4 protein-coding genes are annotated in these 2,468 nt (G+C 52.1%); all 4 read left to right on the top strand.

Annotated features, from left to right (window positions below; genetic code table 11):
- The coding region (locus tag AACY42_RS28250; protein WP_339483788.1) for an RHS repeat-associated core domain-containing protein at nucleotides 1–743 on the top strand (743 nt) is incomplete at its 5' end.
- Nucleotides 743–1,222 (top strand): competence protein ComJ, encoded by a 480-nt coding sequence (comJ, locus tag AACY42_RS28245; protein ID WP_339483786.1) that lies wholly within the window; start codon nucleotides 743–745, stop codon nucleotides 1,220–1,222. The genes AACY42_RS28250 and comJ, both read left to right, overlap by 1 nt.
- 152 nt (nucleotides 1,223–1,374) lie before the next feature.
- Nucleotides 1,375–1,848 carry an SMI1/KNR4 family protein gene (locus tag AACY42_RS28240; protein WP_339483785.1) on the top strand — a complete coding sequence of 158 codons (474 nt, stop codon included), beginning with the start codon at nucleotides 1,375–1,377 and terminating at the stop codon, nucleotides 1,846–1,848.
- A gap of 229 nt (nucleotides 1,849–2,077) precedes the next feature.
- On the top strand, nucleotides 2,078–2,371 hold the full coding sequence (locus AACY42_RS28235) for a hypothetical protein (RefSeq protein WP_339483784.1): 294 nt from the start codon (nucleotides 2,078–2,080) through the stop codon (nucleotides 2,369–2,371).
- Nucleotides 2,372–2,468: the final 97 nt, after the last annotated feature.

Raw genomic sequence — 2,468 nt, 5'->3', positions numbered from 1 at the left:
TCTATGAAGACGACGGCTACGAACCCCTGGCCCGCGTCGACGGCAGCGGCCCGCTGCAAAAGATCCGCTACTACCACAACGACCTCAACGGCCTGCCGGAACAACTCACCGAAGCCGACGGGCACAACGTTTGGCAGGCGACGTATCGGGTGTGGGGCAATACGCTGGAAGAGGTGCGCGAGCCGTACTACATCGAAGAGCAGAATTTGCGGTTCCAGGGGCAGTATCTGGATCGGGAAACAGGTTTACATTACAACCTGTTCCGCCAATACGATCCGGACGTCGGCCGATTCACGACCCCAGACCCTATTGGGTTGGCAGGAGGATTCAATCTTTACGCGTTTGTCCTAAATCCGTTCACTTGGATGGATCCCCTAGGTCTCGCCGGCTGTACGCTGACCAAGGCCCGATCGAAACAGTACGACTACAAGCTGCGATTGAAGCGGTCAGAGTATCCGCAGACGTTTGGGCATATCGATGGCGCAATCAAGAAGGGGCACCCCTACATCGTGACCATTCAACGTGACACCGCTAAGCTCAATCGCAAACTTAGCTTGAAAGATATTAAGACCAAAACAGGCAAGGATCGGGACGAATGGCCGATGGCAATGTTCAAGGAAGGTGGTACCGGCGCCAGCGTCAAATACATCGATCCTAGCGACAATCGGGGGGCCGGCTCGAGCATCGGCAATGTCCTGTCCGACCTGCCCAATGGGACCAGAGTTAAAATCGAGGTTTACTGATGAAAAACACCGCTCAATCTGTGGATCTATTGATATCTCATAGCCAAATCCAATTCCGATCACGGCCCTTCGACGAAACCTCGAGCCAGTGGGGCAAGATTAATCTGGAGCAAGGCGCAATAATTCATAGCGACTATGTTGTATTCGACCCCCTACCTGAAGACGCTTTCGGTGCGAACGTCCATCTGAAACTGGAAGACAGCTTCAACCTCGACCCCACCGCCCAGCGCTGCATCGTCGTGCCCTTCCATATCACCGATCCCAGCCACGTGGAAATCGCCTCTGCAGCGGAAAAATTCAAGGTCGAACTTGATTTAGAGAAACGCGACTACGCGTTGCACTTCGAGGTATGCGAGGGCGAAGAGATTTTCTACAAAATCACGCTGGTCCCATCGGACAGCCGAGTGCTTGCAAGATATCTGCTGGATGATCCTTGGGGCGGAGAAAAAGACAAGGCATTGCTCGAGGGGTTTCATTAACGAATCGTCTCTCCCGCAGCATGGGCTAGTCGATCCGGTCGGTAGGCCCATTTCCTGCTTCTTGCTTAACGTGCGTTCACGCCATCCTGGCAATGGAATATGTAATGAAGTGGCAAAATGCGTGATACGTACGGCCCAGCCAGAGGACAGCGATGCTGGAGAATAAATTTCTAGATCATGAAACGGCCATTACCTCAATGGATCTGGATCATCTGGAGTCCGTCATCGGCAAGAGGCTACCGGCTCCCTTTCGAAACCATTACCTCAAGTACAACGGCGGCATGCCGGAACGAGCTTATTGGATCAGCGAAGACTTTTTCGATCCCATCGAAGTGGCTACCTTCAAGCCGATTGCTCATGGTGAGTCCACGGTGCTGTCCACCTACCAGTTGATGCTGAAGAAGCAGGTACTGCCTGCGCACCTCTTGCCTTTCGCAAACGACTGGGGCGGCAATTTCTTTTGCCTGAACCTTGATACCGAAGCCGTTAGCTATTTCACGACTGATAGCTTTGATAGCGACCTCAGCCCTGAAGAGAATCACGCTCAATCCGAAAAGCTGGTCTGCTCGAATTTCCTCCGTTTCGTTCAAGGGCTGATCGATGAGGAAGATTTGGACGAGGAATAAATCAGCGGACGCCACAGGATTTGCTCCGAAACGCAAATCCCGTGGCGAGGGAGCTTGCTCCCGTTGGGCGGCGAAGCCGCCTCAAAAAAAGGCCGGCGCATTCCTACAGAAAACTGCTGCGTCACCGAGCCGGGCAAGCTCCCTCGTCACGGTCGGCATACATCTTGAAGTCAGGTATGTATGTGCTGCCGCCTTCGTAAACGGCACGTTAATGTACGGTGGAATTTAAATGATTGATTTTGCAGCCGACATAAAATCCAAGCATTCAATTGCGAACATCTTATTGCAAGACAATATCTCGACCTACATGCATGAGCTCTATGAGCATCATAAAATCGAGATAAAGAGCTACACGCTACCTGACGGCGAAACAAGAACAGCGTACGTAATCGATAGCACGCTCACCCTCTCGACCCTTCCTGACGGAACAATTTTCTCAATAGGTTGTAACGCGCGCTACAAAGGGCTTTACCAAAATACGCTTTCCACAGGAACCCCCGGTGTCAGGCTAGTTGTCGCCTGAGCTGATTTATCAAAACGATAGATCGGGGGCGTCAAAGAGAGCTGTAATGTCGAGCTATTCACCTGAGCGTAAAGCGGCCCTTATCCGTAAATTACTG

The organism is Pseudomonas sp. RL_5y_Pfl2_73, assembly GCF_963970515.1.
In the GTDB taxonomy this organism is placed as follows: Bacteria; Pseudomonadota; Gammaproteobacteria; order Pseudomonadales; family Pseudomonadaceae; genus Aquipseudomonas.
Note: the sequence above shows the minus strand (reverse complement) of the source record. Positions and strands in the feature narration are given on the sequence as shown.